18 protein-coding genes and 1 tRNA gene are annotated in these 22,650 nt (G+C 34.9%); 8 read left to right on the top strand and 11 right to left on the bottom strand.

The genetic code is table 11. The annotated features are described in order from the left end of the window. Nucleotides 1-107 precede the first annotated feature (107 nt). Nucleotides 108-1,025: an NAD(P)-dependent oxidoreductase gene (locus tag GCQ56_RS01715; protein ID WP_152732664.1), complete on the top strand. Its 918-nt coding sequence runs from the start codon at nucleotides 108-110 to the stop codon at nucleotides 1,023-1,025. Nucleotides 1,026-1,144: 119 nt separating this feature from the next. Here GCQ56_RS01715 and GCQ56_RS01710 read toward each other — a convergent pair whose 3' ends face one another. The 7 genes from GCQ56_RS01710 to GCQ56_RS01680 all read right to left on the bottom strand — a co-directional run bounded on the left by GCQ56_RS01710 (nucleotide 1,145) and on the right by GCQ56_RS01680 (nucleotide 9,506). After that, a complete protein-coding gene (locus GCQ56_RS01710) occupies nucleotides 1,145-2,245 on the bottom strand; it encodes an AI-2E family transporter (protein ID WP_152732663.1) in 1,101 nt (366 codons plus the stop codon). Nucleotides 2,246-2,342: 97 nt separating this feature from the next. After that, nucleotides 2,343-4,796, bottom strand: a complete 2,454-nt coding sequence (gene lon / locus GCQ56_RS01705; RefSeq protein ID WP_152732662.1) for an endopeptidase La — start codon at nucleotides 4,794-4,796, stop codon at nucleotides 2,343-2,345. Between the two features lie 185 nt (nucleotides 4,797-4,981). Beyond that, nucleotides 4,982-6,172, bottom strand: coding sequence for a GlmU family protein (locus GCQ56_RS01700; RefSeq protein WP_152732661.1), 1,191 nt, complete (start codon nucleotides 6,170-6,172; stop codon nucleotides 4,982-4,984). A gap of 177 nt (nucleotides 6,173-6,349) precedes the next feature. Further along, the gene (locus GCQ56_RS01695; protein WP_152732660.1) at nucleotides 6,350-6,601 is read right to left on the bottom strand and encodes a type B 50S ribosomal protein L31; all 252 of its coding nucleotides are present in this window, start codon (nucleotides 6,599-6,601) and stop codon (nucleotides 6,350-6,352) included. Between the two features lie 88 nt (nucleotides 6,602-6,689). Next, a complete protein-coding gene (locus tag GCQ56_RS01690) occupies nucleotides 6,690-7,904 on the bottom strand; it encodes a GNAT family N-acetyltransferase (RefSeq protein WP_193323690.1) in 1,215 nt (404 codons plus the stop codon). A gap of 32 nt (nucleotides 7,905-7,936) precedes the next feature. Further along, the gene (locus tag GCQ56_RS01685) at nucleotides 7,937-8,701 is read right to left on the bottom strand and encodes a Bax inhibitor-1/YccA family protein (protein WP_152732659.1); all 765 of its coding nucleotides are present in this window, start codon (nucleotides 8,699-8,701) and stop codon (nucleotides 7,937-7,939) included. A gap of 130 nt (nucleotides 8,702-8,831) precedes the next feature. Beyond that, entirely contained in the window at nucleotides 8,832-9,506 is a 675-nt protein-coding gene (locus GCQ56_RS01680) for a DNA alkylation repair protein (protein ID WP_152732658.1), read from the bottom strand. Nucleotides 9,507-9,640: 134 nt separating this feature from the next. Between GCQ56_RS01680 and GCQ56_RS01675 the strand changes: the two genes are divergently transcribed. After that, nucleotides 9,641-9,716: transfer RNA gene (locus GCQ56_RS01675), tRNA-His, on the top strand. 56 nt (nucleotides 9,717-9,772) lie between these two features. Here the strand turns inward: GCQ56_RS01675 and GCQ56_RS01670 are convergent. After that, entirely contained in the window at nucleotides 9,773-10,837 is a 1,065-nt protein-coding gene (locus tag GCQ56_RS01670; protein ID WP_152732657.1) for a PorV/PorQ family protein, read from the bottom strand. 125 nt (nucleotides 10,838-10,962) lie between these two features. On the opposite strand from GCQ56_RS01670, the gene GCQ56_RS01665 reads away from it, so the two are divergent. Beyond that, complete coding sequence (locus GCQ56_RS01665) at nucleotides 10,963-11,718, top strand: phosphatidylcholine/phosphatidylserine synthase (protein ID WP_152732656.1); 756 nt, start codon at nucleotides 10,963-10,965, stop codon at nucleotides 11,716-11,718. A 53-nt stretch (nucleotides 11,719-11,771) separates the two neighbouring features. Here the strand turns inward: GCQ56_RS01665 and GCQ56_RS01660 are convergent, their stop codons facing one another. The 3 genes from GCQ56_RS01660 to GCQ56_RS01650 form a co-directional block, all read right to left on the bottom strand. Then, entirely contained in the window at nucleotides 11,772-12,596 is an 825-nt protein-coding gene (locus GCQ56_RS01660) for a CPBP family intramembrane glutamic endopeptidase (protein WP_152732655.1), read from the bottom strand. After that, the gene (locus GCQ56_RS01655) at nucleotides 12,593-14,527 is read right to left on the bottom strand and encodes a DUF3857 and transglutaminase domain-containing protein (RefSeq protein ID WP_193323689.1); all 1,935 of its coding nucleotides are present in this window, start codon (nucleotides 14,525-14,527) and stop codon (nucleotides 12,593-12,595) included. The genes GCQ56_RS01660 and GCQ56_RS01655 overlap by 4 nt, the downstream gene beginning before the upstream one ends. A 206-nt stretch (nucleotides 14,528-14,733) precedes the next feature. Continuing rightward, the gene (locus GCQ56_RS01650) at nucleotides 14,734-15,825 is read right to left on the bottom strand and encodes a chorismate mutase (protein ID WP_152732653.1); all 1,092 of its coding nucleotides are present in this window, start codon (nucleotides 15,823-15,825) and stop codon (nucleotides 14,734-14,736) included. Nucleotides 15,826-16,489: 664 nt separating this feature from the next. On the opposite strand from GCQ56_RS01650, the gene GCQ56_RS01645 reads away from it, so the two are divergent. The 5 genes from GCQ56_RS01645 (at nucleotide 16,490) to ccoS (ending at nucleotide 22,649) form a co-directional block, all read left to right on the top strand. Further along, nucleotides 16,490-17,425: a 4Fe-4S dicluster domain-containing protein gene (locus GCQ56_RS01645; RefSeq protein WP_152732652.1), complete on the top strand. Its 936-nt coding sequence runs from the start codon at nucleotides 16,490-16,492 to the stop codon at nucleotides 17,423-17,425. Between the two features lie 49 nt (nucleotides 17,426-17,474). Then, a complete protein-coding gene (gene nrfD / locus GCQ56_RS01640; protein WP_152732651.1) occupies nucleotides 17,475-18,815 on the top strand; it encodes an NrfD/PsrC family molybdoenzyme membrane anchor subunit in 1,341 nt (446 codons plus the stop codon). A 12-nt stretch (nucleotides 18,816-18,827) separates the two neighbouring features. Beyond that, nucleotides 18,828-19,748 (top strand): cytochrome c, encoded by a 921-nt coding sequence (locus GCQ56_RS01635; protein ID WP_152732650.1) that lies wholly within the window; start codon nucleotides 18,828-18,830, stop codon nucleotides 19,746-19,748. A 164-nt stretch (nucleotides 19,749-19,912) separates the two neighbouring features. Continuing rightward, nucleotides 19,913-22,393, top strand: coding sequence for a heavy metal translocating P-type ATPase metal-binding domain-containing protein (locus GCQ56_RS01630; RefSeq protein WP_227005965.1), 2,481 nt, complete (start codon nucleotides 19,913-19,915; stop codon nucleotides 22,391-22,393). 43 nt (nucleotides 22,394-22,436) lie between these two features. Beyond that, entirely contained in the window at nucleotides 22,437-22,649 is a 213-nt protein-coding gene (gene ccoS, locus GCQ56_RS01625; protein WP_152732648.1) for a cbb3-type cytochrome oxidase assembly protein CcoS, read from the top strand. The last annotated feature ends 1 nt before the right edge of the window (nucleotide 22,650 follow it).

Raw genomic sequence — 22,650 nt, 5'->3', positions numbered from 1 at the left:
AGATTTGGTGGCATAGAAAGATAATTGGTAACTTTATAAGAATAGAGAGTTGAGGGAGCTTACTCCTAATTTCTAATGATTTTAATCTTCACTATAAATACATTACCATGAAAGTATTAATTACTGGAGGCGCTGGCTATATAGGTACTGAATTGTGCATAAAACTAAATCAGAATCCTGAAGTGAAAGAAATTACCGTATTGGATAATTTAAGTCAAAACAATTATAATCTGTTTTTGCATTCACAAATTAAACCCGGAAAAGTAAAGTTTGTGAAAGGCGAATTACTTGATTCACGAACCCTGGATCAAATTGTGAAAAATGTTGATGTGGTTTATCATCTTGCAGCTGAAAATTCGGATAGCGATAAATTACACCATTTGCACGAACAGGTAAACAATTGGGGAACTGCAGAGCTTATTTATGCCATTGAAGAAAGTGATGTGAAACAACTGATTTATGTAAGTTCCACTGCCGTTTATGGATATTCCGATCAGGAATTTGATGTTTATACTTTACCCGAGCCAAGCACATCATTGGGCAGTTCTAAACTAAGAGGCGAGCAACATGTAGAACGCATTATGCCAAAAATTAATACGCAAATTATCCGTTTGGCTAATGTATTCGGATATGGCGTTAGCATGAAAATGAAAAGCATTGTGAATCGCTTGCAATTCGACTCTTACTTTGTTGGAAGAATTTCAATTCATGGGAGCGGTAATCAAAAGCGTCCTTTCGTTTCATTGGAAAAAGCATCTGCTATTTTAGCGAATCTTATTGGAGGAAAGTTAGATTCGGGTGTGTACAATTTAGTAGATTACAACAAATCGATAATGGATTTGGTTGAAGTAATGCAATCTCAAAATCCAGATATGGAAATGATATTTACCAACCAACACTTGGAATTACCTCAGCAAATGGTAAAAACAGATGGTAGAATTATGAAACTGTACGATGGCGAAAGGTTGAGCTTCGAAGAAGAATTAAATGCACTTAAAAATCATTTCGAAACATCGAGTATATGATATTAGCGATTGGTTTACACATAAAAAAAGGACGATTCTCTCGAGTCTTCCTTTTTTTGTATACAATATTATTATTTTACTCTTTTGTGAAAAATTCAATTAAATAGAGTAGAATCTAATTAGATATTTCCGGTAAGCTTTTTAACAAACCTGTATTTATTAAAAAACTCTTTAGCAATCACACGAAGTAATGTATAAGTTGGTATCGCCAAAACCATACCTAAAATTCCTGCCATACTACCTGCCATAATAATCACTATAAAAATCTCAAGTGGATGAGCATTTACTGAATTTGAATAGATTAATGGCTGGAATAAAATGTTATCAATTACCTGAACCAAAGCAAAAACGATAGCCATATACCCTAATAAAGGAAGAATGCCTGTATAAAAATCAATATCTAAATTGGTCGCAATTCCAATAATCATCCCGAAACATGCACCAATAATAGGTCCAATATAAGGGATTACATTCATCATTCCTGCAAACAATCCGATCACAACTGCAGTACTAAATGGCAATCCTACAATGGTCAATCCAATGGTCACCATAAATCCAACCAAAATCACCTCAAAGAATAAACCAACAAAGTAGCGCATCAATAATTTCTTAATAGATTCCAATACATGCAGCACTCCTTCCTCGTGTTTTGCTGGAACCAAAACCACCAAACCGCCTGTAAACAAACTACTATCTTTCAAGAAAAAGAAGGTGATGAATGAGATTGAAAACAGTGCGATAAATATATTGCCCAAAGTACCCGCAAGCGATCCAAATATGGATGAAACATCGGATACCTTAACAAAAGAGGTAATGTTATCTACTATTACAGCTTTTAAATTAAAGGCTTCGCCATCGGCAGAATATTTTGCAACCAGGCTCTCTAATTTTTGGATGGGTTCTTCAAGACTATGTGCAGCTGCATTTACATCTATATTAGATAAATCTTGCGCTTGTGAAGCAACCATTGGTATAAAGGTTCTGAAAAACATCACCATTACAAACCACAATAAAATTAGAGTTATACCAGCAGAAAGTGCTGGTGGACAAGTCCATTTTTTAATTTTTACTTTATTTAATAAATCGACAACTGGACGACCAATAAAAGATAGAACAACTGAAATTAAAATATAGGCAACAATATTGCTAAAATACCAAAACATTAAACCCAACAGGATTAAACCCAGGGCAACCAATACATATTTTCCTTTTCCGTTCATAAAGAAGCAATCTTTAGTGTGTTGTGATAAAAGTAAGAATTTTTAGTATAAAAAAAGGCTTCCACATTGGGAAGCCTTCTCTCTATTTTTTATATCCTTAAATATCCAAAGGATTTTTTACTTTTTGTTTCATCAAAGCAATGTCCAAAACCTCCATTATTTCATCCACAAAGTGGAATTTCAAGCCTTTCAAATAGATATCTTTGATTTCCTCGATATCCTTTTTGTTTTGATTACAAAGAATAATCTCTTTGATTCCAGCTCTTTTAGCGGCAAGTATTTTTTCTTTAATTCCACCAACTGGTAGCACTTTACCTCGCAAAGTAATCTCACCAGTCATGGCTAAGTTCTTCTTCACTTTTCGCTGAGTAAATATTGAAGCCATAGCGGTAACCATAGTAACACCTGCCGATGGACCATCTTTCGGAATTGCTCCTTCAGGTACGTGAACATGAAGATTCCACTCATCGAATGTTTGTTTTTTGATTCCCAAATCATCACAGTGAGCTCTCAAATATTCCTGAGCCAACAATGCCGATTCTTTCATCACATCTCCCAAGTTACCCGTTAAAGTCAATTTTCCTTTTCCTGTTGATAAACTCGATTCAATAAACAGAATTTCTCCTCCTACCGAAGTCCAGGCTAAACCTGTTACAACACCGGCATACTCATTCCCCTGATACTTCTCACGATTGAACATTTCAGCACCTAAGAACTCTTTTAAATCTTCAATTTTTAGATTGATATCGTACTCCTCATCCATGGCTACCTTACGAGCTACTCTTCGCATAATTTTTGCGATTCGCTGATCCAATGCACGAACTCCAGATTCTCTGGTATATTTATCGATTACCTCAGCAATAACTTCTTTCGAAATCTTGATATTCTTATTGGTAATACCATGATTCTCCATTTGCTTTGGAAGCAAGTGACGCTTGGCAATCTCTATTTTCTCTTCCTGAATGTATCCGCTAACATCGATCATTTCCATACGATCGCGAAGTGGTGCAGAAATTGATCCTACATTATTTGCTGTAGCTACGAACATCACTTTAGATAAATCGTAGTCAACCTCAAGGAAATTATCGTGGAAAGTACTGTTCTGTTCCGGATCTAAAACCTCAAGCAATGCTGATGATGGATCTCCTCTAAAATCACTACCTACTTTGTCAATTTCATCTAAAATGAAAACCGGATTCGATGAAGCCGCCTTTTTCATTCCCTGAATGATACGTCCTGGCATCGCGCCAATATATGTTTTACGGTGACCACGAATCTCTGACTCATCGTGCAATCCACCTAAGGACATTCTGACATACTTACGATTCAATGCGCCAGCGATAGATTTTCCCAATGATGTTTTACCAACTCCCGGAGGTCCGTACAAACATAAAATAGGAGATTTTAAATCACCTTTTAGTTTCAAGACTGCTAAATGCTCTATGATACGATCTTTGACTTTCTCCAAGCCAAAATGATCCTTATCCAATACTTCCTGAGCATTTTTCAAATCAAAATTATCCTCGGTAAAATCACTCCAAGGTAAATCCAATAATTCTTGCAAATAGTTCAGTTGTACCGAGTATTCTGCTGCTGCAGGATTCAATCGCTGAAGTTTTTTCAACTCTTTTTTGAAAGTCTCCCCAACTTCTTCGGTCCATTTTTTATCCTTGGCTTTCTCTTCCAATTCAATCACATCCTGATCGTTAGGGCTTCCACCTAATTCATCTTGAATGGTTTTCATTTGCTGGTGCAACAAATACTCTCTCTGTTGCTGATCCATATCGGTTTTCACCTTCGACTGGATGTCATCTTTCAATTCCAGCACCTGAACCTCGCGAACCAATAATTCCAAAAGTTTCATAGCACGGTCACGAATATTATCGTACTCCAGTAACTTTTGCTTTTGATTGTGCTTCACCTCTGAATTACTCGAAATAAAATTGATTAAAAAAGATGAACCTTCAATATTCTTTATTGCGAACGAAGCCTCGCTAGGAATATGCGGAGATAGCTTAATTACCTTAATCGCCATATCCTTAACAGAAGAAACCAAAGCTTTATACTCGTTGTCTTCTACTTCAGGACGATTATCTTTTAATGTCTTGATTTTACCAATATGAAATGGATCCTCGCTGATGATTTCCTCTAACTCGAATCGCTTTTTCCCCTGAAGAATAACTGTTGTTGATCCATCAGGCATCTCCAAAATCTTGATAATCTGAGCTACAGTACCAATTTTATTGATATCCTCAAAATGTGGATCTTCAACACTTAAATCAATCTGTGAAGCAGCACCCAACATTCCCTTGTTATTGTAAACCTCACGTACCAATTTCAAAGATTTCTCACGTCCAACAGATATTGGAATTACTACTCCTGGGAATAATACTGTATTTCTTAAAGGTAATATTGGTAAAGTTTCTGGCACTTGTAATTCGTCCAGAGCACTTTCATCTTCATCTGTTATAATCGGAATAAAATCCGAATCTTCGTCCATCATATTTGACAAAGCTATATCGCTAATATTGAATTCTATCTTACTACTCATTATCTCGTTTCTCTTATTCTTTGATTGTATCTATAAAGGAAACAACTTTTATTGAAAATGAATGACAAATTGTCGTATCCTTGCAAAAAATTTTAGTCTACTACTAGTTGGCAATAGCTATGCCAAAATAAAAAAGAGCTCAAACAATTTAATGCTCGAGCTCTTTTCTTTCAATATCTTATTAATTAAAATGATTTCCGATAATCTTTAGTCATATCAAAAATATGAGATAAGATGTTTTTTTCAATCTCGTTAAATTCTATTCCTCGTCGTTGCATTACCAAGTCGGCAACCTCGAATGTGGCTTTTAATCTATACTCTTTAAACCCATGATTTCCACCCATAGAGAATGACGGAATAAAGTTACGTGGAAAGCCAGCACCAAAAACATTAGCACTAACTCCAATAACAGTTCCGGTATTTAGCATGGTGTTGATACCAAGCTTAGAATGATCTCCCATAATGGTACCACAAAACTGTAATCCAGTTCTGGCAAAACTTTGAGTGGTATAACTCCATAACTTCACCGGAGAATAATTGTTCTTTAGGTTAGAATTGTTGGTATCAGCACCAATATTACACCATTCTCCTAGTACCGCATTACCCAGGAATCCATCATGCGCTTTGTTGGAATAACCAAACATCACCACATTATTCAATTCACCTCCACATTTGCAATACGGACCTAAAGTGGTAGCTCCATAAACTTTCGCACCTAAATTCAGAACCGAATGCTCGCACATTGCTAGTGGTCCACGAACCAAAACACCTTCCATTATTTCGGCATCTTTTCCAATATAAATTGGACCTTTTTGTGCATTCAATGTAGCAAATTCAACTTTGGCTCCTTCTTCAAGAAAAATATTTTCTTTACCCAAAACATTTACTGTACCACTAATTTCTTGAGATTTTCGTCCTGCAGTTAGCAGTTCAAAGTCATCACGAAGAGCCTGATCGTTTAATTCAAAAATTTGATATGGTTTATCTACTCGAATAAATTCACCAGAATATTCTACAGTTTGCTTTCCTAAAATCTCTTCTTCTGTTACCAGATTAACATCTTCTGATTTAAAATTAGCTGCTAAAATAACTTCACCCGCCGTCAAGAACTCATCAAGCTTTAAGTTGTTTATGGCATCAATCAATTTCGGATTTGGCAAAATAGATCCATTTACCAAAAGATTCTCATCTTGCAAACGAATTGGAAATTTTTCGGATAGATATTCTTTGGTTAAAAAGCTAAGCTTTGAAGCAAGAACTCGTTCCCATTTCTCACGAATGGTTAGAATCCCAACACGCATTTCGGCAACCGGACGAGTAAAACTTAATGGACGCATTTCATTCCATGCTCCATCATCAAAAAGTATATAGTTCATTATAGTAGTAATGTAAACCCAAGGGGCTATTAGTAGTGTTCTTCGATCAAAATTACATAAAAAAAGATTTATTTCAATTATTCACACGTAGAATCACACATATTCAAAAACATAGAACTTTTTGAGCAAAAAAAAAGCTCCGAAAAACGGAGCTTTTTAATATCATATGACCAAGAATTACTTTTTGAATTTCTTGTATCTGTTTCTGAACTTGTCCACACGTCCAGCTGTATCTACTAATGTCATCTTACCTGTATAGAAAGGGTGAGAAGTATTAGAGATCTCTAACTTGATTAATGGGTACTCAACACCTTCGAATTCAATAGTTTCTTTAGTGTTAGCAGTCGACTTAGCAATAAAAACAGTTTCGTTTGACATGTCTTTAAATGCAACAAGACGATAGTTTTCCGGATGTATTCCCTTTTTCATTTTAAATATCCTTTAAATTTCTTATAATCTTCTTCCAATGGAGTGCAAAGGTAGATATTGTAATTTATTTTGCAAAAAATTCAAGAAATTATTCTGCACTTTCCTTTACATTTTTTTTCTTTGCCTTATCTCCTCTGTTTTCCAGAGGGATAATAGGTGTCCTTTTGAATGGCTTATTGCGATCAAAAAGGTATCTATAAGTGTAATGTGTCTTCATTCTAACACCACCAACCGACTCATAAATGGAGATCATTTTCGGATTAAAATCACCTACCCACGACAATTCCATTTCTGTATACTGTGGCTTCAGCTTCATTTTTCTATCCATATGCCAGAAAATACCCGACTCAACGCCAAAACGTTGGTATTTAGGCACAACTCCCATTATGGTTATACGTCCACGAGTAATCGTTTTTCTTTTTAAGTGATATAGAAACTTTAGTTTGTTCCACAAATTAAACTTCCCGTTCATCTTTGTTAAAATCTGATTGATATCAGGCATTGCCACAAAGAAAGCTACCGGTTTCCCCTCATGATAAGCAAACCAAATAAAATCTTCTTCGATTACACCTTTACCCTCTCTGGCAATCTTACGAATATCATCAGGATCGATCGGAGAAAAGTTATCATGAAATTTCCAGGCTTCGTTATAAACTGAAATAATATCCTGAATGTACTTCTCTTGATTATCGTAACTGAAGTGCTCAAAAGTAAATCCTGGCTTCTTAGCAATCCACTCAGCAATTTTCCAAAATCTCTCAGGAAAAGGCTTTGTTCTATCCAAGTGATAACTGTATTGTTCAAAAAATACTTTGAACCCATAGGATTCAAAAAACTCCTTGTAATATTTTTGATGATACGGCATTCCATATCCTTGCGGTATAAAGCCATCTACTAAAAGACCCCAATGGTTATCATTTTCTCCAAAATTGATTGGACCATCCATGGCTTCCATTCCTCTTTCCTGTAACCAGGTTTTTGCAGTATCAAATAAAAGATAAGCTGCCTTTTTGTCATTTACGCACTCAAAAAAGCCACATCCACCTGTTGGCTGATCAAAAGAGAAAGCTTTGTTTGAGTTTATAAATGCAGCAATTCTTCCTAGGGTTTTGCCGTTACTATCCTGCAAAATCCATCGGATGGCTTCTCCATGCTTGAAGAATGAGTTCTCATTAGGATCAAAAATCCCTTCAATTTCTCCATCTAACGGACGTGCGTAATTGGAATCATTTTTATAGATGAATCCAGCTAAATCTAAAAATTCTTTTCGATGCTTTTTGTTTGAAACTTCAATTATATTCACCCGAAACGTATTAAATTTTAAACGGAAAGTTATTAATCTCGACTTGCCAATTTAGACAACAATCTTAACAATTCTATATATAACCAAATTAAGGTAACCATTAAACCAAAGGCTCCATACCATTCCATATATTTTGGTGCTCCCGATTTCGCTCCTTTTTCAATAAAATCAAAATCTAAAACTAAGTTCAATGCAGCAATAACCACCACAAACAAACTAATCCCAATACTAAGCAAACTCGAACCATAATAAAGTCCATTCCCTAATCCAAACATACCCAAAATCCAAGTTACCATATAAAACAACATGATACCACCAGTAGCAGCAATAATTCCTGATCTAAATTTTTGAGTTACTTTTATCAATCCTGTTTTGTAAGCAAACAACATTGCAAATAAAGTTCCGAATGTTAAACCTACGGCTTGCATTACGATTCCTGGGTACGAGGCGTTCATTAAAGCGGAAATACCACCCAAAAACAATCCTTCGAACAATGCATAAAAGGGAGCAGTATAAGGAGATAATTTAGGTTTAAATACTGTAACTAATGCAAGAATAAATCCGCCAATTGCACCTCCAATCATCCATGGATAAACCGATGAGGTTATTTGACCTGTGCCTGAAACATCTGAAACCATTCCCCATGTAAAGCTTGCTGCAGCAACAACAAAGAATAACAAAAGGGCAATTTTATTAACCGTTCCATTAACGGTCATTGCTTCATCGTATGATTGTGTTCGTGATCCGTAAAATATTTTTTCGCTTAATACCGGATTAGAACTTTTTGTTAATGCCATATGAATCAATACTTAATCTTAATAATTTACTTTTCTTATCTTAATTTATATGCTTCAAATTTACTCCGTTTAATTTTCTTTTCCTAGATTTTTAGATCAATCCAGTCATAAATTATCTTAAAAGTACTGTCTATAATTCAAGTTCATATTGTAAATCATTCCATACATCCTGCCAATTTTCATCTTTGCTTTTTAAATTCTGCACTTTGGTACTTATTCTATCCGCCAGATTAGTATTTAAACGAACCAATTTTCCTAAACTCCTTTTCACCTGATTTCTAAGATAGTTCTCGTCAATATTGTTTGGAATTAGTTCAATATGCTTTGCCAGCCAATGAATATCCTCATTTCGTTTTAGCAAAGCCATTCTTCCCAAAACCAAAATGGCACATATAACTTTTCGGAAATTACCGGATTGCAACCAAGCCGGAAGCAACTCATGAATATCAGGTAAATTGACAAAAAGATTCATACTTGCCTGTTCGAGCATTTCATTCGACTCCATTTCTTCAAACCAACGTGACAATTGTTCGGGGCTTACCTCTTGAGGATTTTCAAGAAGAGTAGCAAGAATTCTGGTTTCTCTATACTCTTTCGTCCATAGTTTGTGAGCCAACAAGTGGTTTGCTTTGTATCCAGCAGCCAATTCTCGTAAATTAACAATGGTTGCTCCAAGGGATTTTTGATAATTCAATCCAAATTTTTTCATCTCGTGATGAGTTTCACCATTTCTCAAAACCTGTGTTTTTTTGAAAATTTCCTGAAACTGATCCTCTATCTGCTTATCGTCAATAAAAAATTCCATTTTTTTTAATTTGTTAACTGTCTGCAAAGGTAGAGTTTATAATCTTTTCGGAATATTTTTTTAATTTTTTTTCAATTTTTATTTGGAGAATAAATAAGGTTTTCTCTATATTTGCACCGCAATAGAGCAGAAATGGTGATTGTAGCTCAGTTGGTTAGAGCGCTGGATTGTGGTTCCAGAGGTCGCCGGTTCGAAACCGGTCTTTCACCCTAAGAAAAAAAGCAAACTCAAATGAGTTTGCTTTTTTTATTTTATACTGTTTTGTTTTAATCGAAAGAATACGAAAGGGAAAACACGTTAGAATACTTTGCAATAGACTGATCTCCAATATCGGTTAATGCATAATCCAACCTGATTCCTTTATAATTTATCCCCAAACCAAGGTTAGGTTGAAAGGTCCACTCCGAAGTGTTATTGAAATCAGTCTCCTCTTGAAAGTTATTTACCCCGACTCGAAGAAATATAAATTTTTTAAACGATGCCTCCACTCCCATGTGTGGATCGATACTCAAAGGATCTCCTTGTACCAAAACATTTCGTTTTCCATCAAAGGTAAGATCTGCATTAAATTCGGTTAAAATTCCAAAATTCTCAGATATTTTAAAATCCTTACTTACTCCCAATATCAAACGAGGCAAGGTTAGTTCTGTAGAATTTTCTGGAATTTCATTACCGGTTATTGCGAACACTTCCTCTAAATCATCGGTATTAAATACCCAGGAATTAAAAGTGCTAGAAGCATCTCTTAATACAGCAGCAAATCTCCAGTTCGATTTTTTATAAGTTGCAGATAAATCAATACCAAAACCATAAGCATTTGCAAAATCTCCAGTATGTCGGTAGATTAATTTCATATTTCCACCAACACATAATCCTTTAATTTTTGTTTGGCGAGCATAGGAAATTAAAAATGCATAATCAGCTGATGTAAAAGTTGTAATTCTGTCGTAGCGTAAATTTCCATCCTTATCTATCAATTCTAATGTATTGGGAATGTCATCAACTCCATATCGTATCAAACTTAATCCAAGTGCACTTTCTTTGTTCAATTTAATTGCAAACCCCAGATAATCATAGGTAGACAATCCTCCAAAGTACTCCGAGTGCATTACTGATGCATCGTACTTATTTTGAAGATCAACAAGGGATGAAGGATTCCAATAGGCAGCTTCTACCGTACTTTGGCTAGCAATGCTGGAATTCCCCATAGCAAAAGATCGTGCTCCAACTCCAATAGACAGAAATTCGTTACTATAAGTTGGCGCTGAAGTTTGTCCTTGTGCAAGACTGCAATAAAAACAAATAATTAAGAGAGTTACTACTATTCGCATATCAAATATTTCTAAGTCTGGTAAAAATAACATGCTTTTTTTAATCTCACACATACAGAGAAGATAAATAAGCAGTTTCGGAAAATTCAATTATTTTTGTGCATTACTTAACAAAACTTAGATTCATGTCCGAAGCAAAAGGAATAGTCAAACATATCCCGAACACAATCACCTGTATGAACCTTTTTTCGGGTTGTACAGCGAGTTTAATGGCAATAGAAGGTCATTTACTTAGTGCTGCTGTCTTAATCATTATAGCCGCTGTTTTCGATTTTTTTGACGGGCTGGCAGCTCGAGTACTAAAAGCCTACTCTCCTATGGGAAAAGAATTGGATTCGATTGCCGATATGGTTAGTTTTGGATTTGCTCCCGGAGTTATCGCTTTTGGATATTTAAAAATTGCCATTCTAGGCGATGTGCATGCCGATTTCAACCCTTCTGAATTAAGCAATTCCCAAATAGCATTGCTACTATCGGCTTTTATTATTCCCATTTTTTCAGCTCTCCGACTAGCAAAGTTTAATATCGATACACGTCAGACTTCATCTTTTATTGGTGTTCCAACACCCGCCAATGCAATGTTTTGGGCATCTTTCCCAATAATTTTCTATTTTGGTAACTATCCAATAATTGAAAGCTGGTTAAGTAATCCAATCGTTATTATTATTGCAATTGTATTCACTTCTCTTCTTTTGGTATCCGAAATTCCAATGTTCGCTCTTAAGGTGAAAAATTTAAAATGGAGAGATAATCAGCTTAGGTATCTATTCCTAATTACTCTTTTGATTCTTGCCATTCTTTTCCATTGGCTTGTCGTTCCAATGATATTAGTTGTTTACCTTTTATTTTCCCTAATAAACAATTGGTTGATTAAAAAATAAATTCACTACTTTAAAAAAAAAGCCTAAAGGATAATATCCTTTAGGCTTTTTTTTCATACCAAAATTTCCCTCGACTTGAAAAACCTTTCAAAATATTTGTAGGCAAAAAATATAATAAAAATTGCACCAGTAAATACTATAACCCTATCCGTACCACTTAATCCAAACATTTCTGTCCAGGTAACTGCTTCCGGATTCATTTTCATCAAATAAAATGCCGTTCCATTATTCAAAGCATGAATAAAAATAGTAAGAGCCAACGATTTGGTTTTCCAATACAAATAGCCCATTACAATACCGATAAAAAATGCCGACACAAATTGCCATGGATTAAAATGCATAATACCAAAAAGTACCGCCGACCAAATAATTGCCTTCCAGGGATTGTAATTTTTTAGCATTCCGTCCAATACAATACCTCTCATCAAAATTTCTTCCAGAATTGGCGCTGCAACAGCTATGGTTATAAGTCCCCACAAATTATCCTGAGCCATATCTTTAAAAAGTTCCATTAACCACTCAGGGGCTGGAACCCAACTTGTAATTTCTACATTTACAATCAACATAGCCAATGTAATAATCACAACAGCAGGTAAAATTGCCAAAGGGAAAGATTTGAATAATAAAGTATTCTCATTTTTGGGGTTTTTCTTCCACCATATTCTGGTAACAAAAATCAAGATAATGAATGGCACTGCATAATTAATAAAGCTCATGGGTCCTTTTAAAGTATCACCTAGTGCCAACTGAATAAGCCCCACTGGTAGACTATACCCAATTACAATTATTAGCAATATCCCAATTATTCCCCATCCTTGTTTTACAGTTGGATAAGCTGATCTCTCAGCCTCAATAGTATATTCTTCCTTTTCAATCATTTTTCTGAAATATTTTTATCCTTTTTTATTACAATTTGTGAATTTAGAATTTTAGACATTTGACCATACAGCTCTCTAAAATTTGAATAAAACTTTTTGGTAAACGAAGCATTTTTTATTTCAAATATCGTTCTGAATTTTAATTCATTATTCGATTTCTGACTAACAAAAGTGAATTTACCTGTATCTCCAGGAAGTTTAATGGTTTTTGATCCCGGAAACTCTTCAAAATAATACCCATCAGGAATCTTAACACTTATCACTACTGATTTATAACGCAGATAATTAAAATCGATACGATATTGTCTTGTTTCTTCCAAAAATGGATTCTTTTTTGATAGTTCGGGAAATGCATTAAAATATATTACATCCGAACTCTTATCCCACTCGTAATCTAGGGGCATATTTGCAGATATAATTATTGGCTTACTAAGCTCTACACCATTTTTCACCTCTACCGAATCTTCTACCAATTCAAATATCGAAGGATCGACAACTTGTCTTAATCGATCTTCTATACTGTTCTCGGTCATTTCGCGTCTGGTATTTGCGGCATAATATCCTAATTCCTGAACCTGAAGTTTACAGGATGGAGAATCTAAATCTTTTAAATTATATGAAAGTGTAACCAGTTGACGTGACTTTGAAAAAGGAACTATTTTTTCCCACCTAGGATTCTTCTTATTTAATACAAAAGCATAATAATTTAAATCTCTTTCACTTAAAAGTTGGTATGGTCTGTAAGGAGAAGTTGCATCTAAGAACAAAACCTTATTATAAATCTTAACACAAGCCAAAACTTGATTAAACTGACTCATTAACGGATATTCCTTCTGCAACAAGCCTAAATTATTAGTTCGCGAAAGAGCCGGATCACAATCTATACCAGCCTCTCTAAGCAGCAACACCAACAAAAAGTTAATTTCCGAATTGCTGGCTACTTTTTCTTCTAAAATTACATTTGGTGATTGTCGTGGATAAATTCTATATTTTTTATTCCATTTCAAACTTGTCCTTACAAAATCATATACTTTTTCTATTTTTTCCCAATTGTTTTCACTGCCATCCAAAATTTGCTCCAATTTCTTTTTAGCAAATCCTTTTCGCCCAAGTAAATCAATTTTCGAAAGATAATCCCTAGATAATTTTTCCCAACTAGAAAGAGCCGTAACAAATTCCAGCTGATTCATTTCATCTCTTTTATAGTATCCAGCCAACTGAAATCTTAACTGCTCCACAAAATCAAGATAATTATTCACATATGCTTCCTTTTTTATTGATGTAAGATAAGTGAGAATCCATTCATTTGCATTTTCATTTCCATACTTTAAGCTAACTCTATCCCCAAACATTACCATATTGTATCGAAACGATTCGGGTATATTTACTTTAATGGAACTGTAATTTGTAGGAATATCGGATTGAAAATACCATGTATCCAAATAGGAGTAAAACTTAGAGTTCAGGGTATATTTATACTCGATAATTGAACCTACTTTTACCGATGGCATACCAAAGCGAGTTTCACCATAGTTCTCGTTTACATCTACAGTGAAAACTGATTTCCCTGAAAGATCGGAAACCATTTTTTTACCATCTGCATCAAAATTAATGGTCTGACCTTTTACATTGGAAATATTTTCGATTCCATCTTTACGATAAAAAGGCAATTCGATATCGGCATATTTTAAGCCTTCTTCTTTTAATATTTTTATTCGAACATGATAGAAATAACGGATCATAGAATAATTAACATCCACATTACATGTTCTACTTAAAATAACAGCTACAGCCCCCTTTTCATAGGAACATTCGGTAAGTTCAATTTCTTCTTTACTGTATTTGCCGTACTTAATTCCTTTTGCCTTAGATGATACCGTGCAAAAATTTACAAACAATACAATAAAACAAACATTATAAATTGTTTTCATAAGATGTGGTTTAGAGCACATCAAATTAAACAAAATAAGGTGAATATTTATTCTATTAAGACGTTTACTACTTAATATAGATTGATTTTATGTAGTAATGATATATGCTTTTTTACACCTATTATCATTTAACATCACGGATATAATATCGAGAAAACAGAATCATATAATCAACTCAACAACAAAAGCTTCACACAGATCGCATATTATTTCCGATTCATCACTTCATTTTGCTTTAAAATGGCTTCCTTATGAATCATTCGAAGTAACTGAGTGGTAAATTTTTCTGATAAACCAAGACTTTTCGCCAAATCAATTCCTCTTTCTCTTACTTTTTCCCATCGCTGCAATTGAAGAATTGTCATGTTTTTTTCATGCTTGTATTCCCCGATTTCTTCAACAATATTCATTCGTTGAGCCAACAACTCAATCAATTGAGCGTCTACCGAATCAATTTGATCACGATACTTGTCCAACTGATCAATTTCCTGACCATCTACATCATGCAAACGACACACTAAACTACGAAGCAACTTATCCAAATCTTTAGGTGTTAATTGCTGTTCAGAATCACTTAGAGCTTCATCAGGATTAAAATGACTTTCAATCATTAAACCATCCATATTTAAATCCATAGCTTTTTGAGCCATTTCATGAATGTATTTACGACTCCCTGCTATATGTGATGGATCACAAATAATGGGCAGATTATGAAATCGAGACTTTAGCTCTATTGGAATTTCCCATTTGGGAATGTTTCGTAATAAGGTTTTTTCGAATGGGTAAAATCCACGATGAATTGCAGCTAATTTAGAAATACCTGCCTTGTGAATTCTTTCCAATGCTCCAATCCATAAGTTTATATCTGGATTGATAGGATTTTTTACCATCACAGGTACATTCATTCCTTGCAATGCACTTGCCAATTCCTGAACCGAAAAAGGATTGGATGTGGTTCTGGCTCCTACCCATAAAATATCAACATTATGGCGCAAACACATTTCCACATGCTTTGGCGAAGCCACCTCTACGGTAGTTAAAAGCCCTGTTTCAAGCTTTACTCTATTCAACCACTGAAGAGCATCAACCCCTCTTCCTTCGAACGAATTAGGACGAGTACGAGGTTTCCACACTCCTGCTCTAAATATCTTCACTTGCTCCACTTTCTTCAACTCGTTAGCTGTTGCCAACAATTGCTCTTCCGACTCCGCACTGCAAGGTCCACTAATCACAATAGGGTGAGTATCCAACTTCTTAAACCAATTGTGTATTGGCTTAATATTATCCAAATCGCTCATATTTTAAAATTTAGGCAGCACAAAATTACACTTTTAAACGAGACTGTAAAATCCTATAAAAAGAATAAATAGGTAATTATAATCCATAATTAGCTCAAAACTGAACTGTGAAAATCCTTTTTTTTAAGGTTAATATTTAAAGTAAACCCATTTGCATATAGAAACTTTTTATGATGGCATTTAAAAAATCAATAAACATTTAATTAACAGCAGCTTGTCTCTGCTGTAAAATACCACACAATTACCAAAAACACCTTGATTTAAAAGGCTTTTAGATAATTCAAATCAAGTTCATAAGTAATATCAACATCTATTACATAAAATGTTTACATTTTTCAAGCACCTTACAAAATAGCTTCTAATTGTCGCATTTTCAACATCTTAATACACCCCACATCTACATCTTAGTAAAATCATACAAAATCAGTTCCTTAGTACAGCTTAATTATCACCTATTTCAATTCGATATATTTCTTTATATTTGAATTACCACGCAAACGTTGGTGAAACATAAAAATTTTAAACAAGTGGCACCTTAAAGCCCTAAAAACAAAGAAAGCCCCTTCTTATTTAGAATCGTTTTAAGGAACTGCATTTACTTTTATTTTTAGTGGGTCTTAACTGATAAAATAAGAGTTAATTTGAAAACTAACCTTATAGCATAATGAAAGAAGAAACATCAAACCACAGTAGACGAAAATTCCTGAAAAGTTTTGGTATTTCGGTTGGTGCAGCCGGTGTGGTAAGTAGCTTTTCTCTTTTGGGAGCTGCCAAAGCTGCAGCAAAACAACCTGGAGAAATGGTTAATTTGCTTACTCAAGACGGACAGTTGGTTCAAGTTGATAAAAACCAATTAAGACCTACTGTTACCGAACCTCTTAATGAACTTCAAGAAAGAGGTCGAGAAGGTATTCCTGGAAAATCCTTCGTTATGGTTATTGATTTAAGCAAATGTCGAAATGCAAGAAAATGTATGTCGGCTTGTCAGAATCACCACCAATTAAGAGCAGACCAACACCACATTAATGTTCTTCAAATGCAGGATGCTGAACACACAGCTCCTTATTTTATGCCTAAACCATGTCAGCATTGTGATAATCCTCCATGTACGAAAGTTTGCCCAGTAGACGCAACCTTTAAACGACAGGATGGTATTGTTTTAATTGATAATGAAAGATGTATTGGTTGTAGGTTCTGTATTGCAGCCTGCCCATATTCAGCACGTATTTTCCAATGGACCGAACCAAAGGATGCTGAGAAATACAAAGACCTAACTTATAATATTGAAGCCAACGTTCCTCAGAAGAAAGGTACAGTTAGTAAATGTTTATTTAGTGCAGATCGACTTCGTGAAGATAAGCTTCCTTCTTGTGTTTCTGCTTGTCCTAATGGGGTTTATTATTTTGGTGATAGAAACGAAGATGCAGTTACAAACGGTACAACTGGTGAGACAGTTCGATTCTCAAATCTGATTGAAGAAAACGCAGGTTACACTTTGATGGAAGAATTAGGAACCAAACCTCGTGTTTACTACTTACCTCCTAAAAACAGAGCATTCGAGTTTAACGGCGATTTGTTAAACGAAGAAAATCTTCACTAAAAAATCAATAAAACAACAGATAATTATTTGCCCTAAATAACTAAATCTTATGAATGACTTACCAAAACAGAAAGAAAACACTCTTTCGTTTGAAAAGATAAAAAAAGACATTCTACATCCAATGCAAAACCATAAGGGTCTTGAACTTTGGCTTGTATTTCTAATAACAGTAATTAGTGTTTGTGGCTGGGCCTACTATGTGCAATTGCGCGATGGTCTAGGAGTTACAGGCATGCGCGATTACGTTTCCTGGGGATTGTATATCGCCAACTTTGTATTTTTTGTTGCCGTCAGTTTGGTAGGAATGTTGATTTCCTCCATTCTTGGATTGCTTCGAATTGATTGGATCACTCCTATCTCGAGAATAGCCGAAATTATAGCAGTGGCATTTGTTGCTGTTGCCGGTTTAGTAATTGTACTTGATATGGGTCGCCCTGACAGAGTTTTAAACGTGATGATTCACGGTCGCTTTCAATCTCCAATTCTTTGGGATGTAACCGTAATCACAACTTACTTGACCGTTAGTGCTCTTTTATTGATTCTTCCAATGATTCCAGATTTGGCTATCTGCAAGAATGAGTTAAAAAAGGCATCTCCGATTATGAAGAAATTGTATAATATCCTGTCGTTTGGATACATCAATACTCCAGAACAGCACAAACATCTGCATAAAATGATTAGAACCTTAATGGTACTAATTGTTCCAATTGGTTTGGCAATTCACACGGTAACCTCATGGTTGTTTGCAGCAACCTTACGTAATGGATGGGATACAACTATTTTTGGTCCTTATTTCGTTGCCGGAGCATTCGTTGCAGGTACAGCTGCTTTAATCATTGCCATGTATTTCTTTAGAGTCAATTATAAACTTCAGGATTACATCACAGATCTGCAGTTCGATAAAATGGGAAAACTTTTGGTAGCTGTTTGTTTGGTATATCTGTACTTTAACCTTAACGAATTCTTGGTTCCAGGATATAAAATGAAAACTGGTGATGATGTTCACCTAAAGGAGTTATTCTATGGTAACTGGGCAATCATGTTTTGGGCATCGCAATTACTTGGGAACATTATTCCAATTATCTTATTAGTAGGTAAAAAATTCCGTAAGCCATTACCAATAATGATTATTTCTCTTTTCATATTGGCTGGTGCTTGGTTTAAGCGTTACGTTATTGTAATTCCTACTTTATTGCATCCTCATTTACCAATACAGAATGTTCCTGAAAACTTTGTTCACTACTACCCTAGTGCAATAGAGATATCAGTAACAGTATTGAGTTTTGCTTTAGTACTTCTAATCATTACAGTATTATCTAAAATATTCCCGGTAGTTCCTATTGTTGAAACTGCAGAAAGTAAAGGAATCGAAGTAAAAATTGATGCTTAAACTAAAAGAAAGATGAAGAATACAATAAAATCACTAGCTGCTTTATTCCTGATTTTTCTTTTCTCAGGTTCAGTAGTTAACGCTCAGGATTGGACGATTCCAAACTCAGCTAAGAAGAAACAAAATCCTTACGAAGCAACTTCTAAAAATGTAAGTTCAGGTAAGAAAATATACAACATACATTGTAAGTCTTGTCATGGTGATCCAACAATGGCGAATATGCTTCCTTTGGCTCCAGTAGCTCCTACAGACTTAGGTGCACAAAATTTCCTTGTTCAATCGGATGGAGAAATTTACTATAAGGTAAATAAAGGAAAAGGTGCAATGCCTACCTTCGAAAAAACCTTAAGCGACGAAGACAAGTGGATGGTATTATCATACTTACGTTCATTTGATAAGAACAAGAAGGTTGCTCAAAAAACTGTAGAAGTTAATAACCCTGAGGTTACTGAAGTTAAGTTAGAACTTAAGGTTCAAGATGCTGACAAAAAGATGATGGCACTACTGACTGGTCTGACTAAAAAAGGAAAACGAGTAGGTCTTCAAGGTATCGAAATGAGCTTTCTCGTAAAAAGAAGCTTTGGTTACCTTGATGTATCAGGAGAGGATCCTTATACCAATGAAAAAGGTGAAGTTGAGGTTCTTTTCCCTAATGATTTACCAGGAGATCGTGAAGGTCAGGTGAATTTACTTGTGAAAGTTACTGATGATGCTTTTTATGGCAAAATGGAAGAAGCCAGAGTGGTTACTTTGGGTGTTCCAACCGATCCTAAAAACCCATTGGACGAAAGAGCAATGTGGGGAACAAGAGCAAATGCCCCTATCTGGATTATTATGACTTTTGTTGGTGGTGTTGTTTCAATTTGGAGTATCATCTTTTTGGTATTGTTCCAAATGATAAAACTTCCAAAATTGGCAACTAAAAAAGACTAATCAGATTCTTCATTTTCTTTCTTTTTAGATTTTGACGGTCTTCCCAATTTGTAAAGAAGATAACCAATACCTATAAGAAAATGAAAAGCTACTATGCCGACAAGGACATAGATTAAATTAGAATCTGTTCTCATAATTAGAAATTAAATTACACGCTCTGCAAGATGGCAAAAATGCAGCAAGATACAAAAAACGAAATCTGTGTTCACTGTGGCGACAACTGTGGCAAGCATCCTGTAATGTGGGATGGCAAAGCATTTTGTTGCAATGGTTGTTCTACAGTTTATCAATTGCTGCACGAAAATGAATTGTGTACTTATTACGATTTTGAATCCAATCCGGGAATTAAAGTTGAAAGTGCTAAATACAAGGAGAAATTTGCCTTTTTAGATGAATCTGAAATTGCAGATCAGCTGTATGATTTCTCGGAAGGAAATATTCGAAAAATCTCACTATACATTCCGGCTATTCATTGTAGTTCCTGTATTTGGTTGCTAGAGAATTTAAGTATCCTTAACAAAGGAGTTCTTAATTCAATGGTCAACTTCGTGAAAAAAGAAGTGAGCATTACCTTTAATTCTGATCAAATTAGTATTCGGGAATTAGCTGAACTGCTTTCCTCGATTCATTACATTCCGGAGATTACTTTGGATAAACTGCAGGAAAAACAGAACAAAGATGTCAATAAGAAAATCCTTTATAAAATAGGGATTGCAGGCTTTTGTTTTGGTAATATCATGCTACTAAGCTTGCCTGAATATGTACCCGGAAGTGAATATCTGGAATCTCATTTCAAAGATTTCTTTGGCATGATGAATTTCTTCTTGGTACTGCCGGTTTTCTTGTATAGTGGAAGTGATTACTTAAAATCAGCATTCAAAGCGGTAAAGCATCGATTCATTAATATTGATGTACCAATCACTTTAGGGATATTAACCTTGTTCTTTCAAAGTTCATTTGAAATTTTCACAGGAACAGGATCAGGTTATATGGATTCTCTTACAGGTTTGATCTTTTTCTTATTGATTGGAAAATGGTATCAAAACAGAACTTATCAGGCTTTGTCTTTTGAAAGAGATTACCGTTCCTATTTTCCTGTTGCTGTCAGCAAAATGGAAGCAGGTGAAGAGGTAAGTATTCCAATCGAAAAGCTGAAAAAGGGAGATGTCATTCTAATTAGAAACCAGGAATTGATTCCTGCAGATAGTATTCTGACCAAAGGAGATGCTCAAATAGATTACAGTTTTGTAACCGGAGAATCGAATCCTGTATTTAAGGAAGCGGGTGATCAGATTTTTGCTGGTGGAAAACAAATGGGAAGTTCCATTGAATTAACCATAGAAAAAGATGTGGTTCAAAGTCGTTTGACTCAGCTCTGGAATCAGTTTGAAGATGAAAACAAAGAAGCTTCTCGTTTGCATTCAATGATCGATAGAATCAGTAAATATTTTACTGCGATAATCATTGCAATTGGAGCTTTTGCCGGAATTTACTGGATGTTAAACGATGTAAGTAAAGCTGTTTTTGCATTCACGTCTGTATTAATTGTAGCTTGTCCATGTGCTTTGGCATTATCCGCACCCTTTGCTTTGGGTAACACCATGCGATTAATGGGACGCCTAGGCATCTACCTGAAAAGTTCAGATATTGCTGAAAAGCTGAATTCCATTACTACTATCGTTTTTGATAAAACAGGTACGATTACCCAAGCTGATGAAATGAAAATTTCATTTAATGGTTCTCAGTTAACTGATGAAGATATTGTTGCGGTTAAATCATTAACCAGACATTCTACTCATATTTTAAGTTCTTCCTTATACGAACACTTTAAGGATATTACTCCTGAAACAGTAGAAAATTACCAGGAGTTGCCTTCTATGGGAATTTCAGGTAAGGTGAATAATCGTAATATCAAGTTGGGATCATCCAAATTTATTTCTGAAGGTATAGCTGAAAACAAATCATTAACAACAGAAGTATACTTATCGATTGATGGAAATATTAAAGGACATTTCACATTGAGCAATCAGTACCGAAGTGGATTGCCTGAGCTAATTGATAGCTTAGCCTTAAAATATGATCTGCATGTAATATCAGGTGACAATGACTCTGAAAAAGAGAATCTTTTAAAATTGTTCCCCGATGCTAGCAACATCCGTTTCGATCAATCTCCTAACGACAAGTTGAATTACATTAACCAACTGAAACAGGAAAATAAAAAAGTATTGATGATTGGTGATGGATTGAACGACGCTGGTGCATTAAAATCGAGTAATGTTGGAATCTCAATTGCTGATGATGTTTATCACTTTTCGCCTGCTTGCGATGCAATTTTAGAATCATCTAAATTTACGCAATTGGCAAGGTTTTTATCCATCTCAAAAAAGAGCATTTGGATTGTAAAAATGAGTTTCGCACTCTCCTTTTTGTATAATTTTGTTGGCTTGTATTTCGCTGTACAAGGGGTTTTATCTCCAATCGTTGCAGCTATATTAATGCCAATTAGTTCGGTCTCGATTGTAGCATTTACAACCGTGACGACTAACATGATTGCAAAAAGCAATGAGTCAAAAATAAAAAACAATAGAAACAAAAATACCGAACTGAATACATTGGCTTCAGCCAAATCAGTTCAATTAAACTAAATACAGCTATCTGCCAAAAGCTAATAGCTCAAAACTATAAATAATGAGTGTATTGTTCGTTTTAATCGGTGTAAGCATGCTTGTTGCAGGAGGTTTCCTTGTTGGATTCCTTTGGGCGGTGAAGAAAGGACAATATGATGATTCCTATTCTCCTTCAGTCCGAATTTTATTTGATGACCAGGAAAAAGAATCACAAAAGGCAGAAAAGGAACAATCTGAAAAAGAAAAAACAACTAAGAAGAACCATAAATCTTAAT

Origin of the sequence: Marinifilum sp. N1E240, assembly GCF_009295825.1 — a bacterium.
In the GTDB taxonomy this organism is placed as follows: Bacteria; Bacteroidota; Bacteroidia; order Bacteroidales; family Marinifilaceae; genus Marinifilum_A; species Marinifilum_A sediminis.
The sequence above is the reverse complement of the archived record's forward strand: the minus strand, read 5'-3'. Positions and strand labels throughout refer to the sequence as shown.